The 258-nt window shown below is 32.6% G+C and carries 1 protein-coding gene; it reads left to right on the top strand.

The genetic code is table 11. The features are described from left to right. Positions 1–125: 125 nt before the first annotated feature. Positions 126–258: DUF1413 domain-containing protein (locus LIZ98_RS17820; RefSeq protein WP_227140465.1), on the top strand; the 133-nt coding region annotated here is incomplete at its 3' end.

Raw genomic sequence — 258 nt, forward strand, 5'->3', positions numbered from 1 at the left:
TTTATTTCGGGCTTACGATATATTCTCTTGATTGGTGGTTTTCTTCTTATTGACTAGAATTGGTAAAAGGCATATAATCTTATTAACAATGTTGTTAATATTGTTATTGATAAGGAGATGACAACATGGGTGATGTTAATGAGTTACTAGAACAAGCTATTAAGGAAACTGAAAACTTGAATGAAGGTGAAGTCTTTCTTGTCAAAGATCTGTTCAAGGGTTATGTATGGAATAGAATACCCAGAAAGGATCGACTTC

Origin of the sequence: Caldibacillus sp. 210928-DFI.2.18, from assembly GCF_020554505.1 — a bacterium.
Classification (GTDB): Bacteria; Bacillota; Bacilli; order Bacillales; family Caldibacillaceae; genus Caldifermentibacillus; species Caldifermentibacillus hisashii.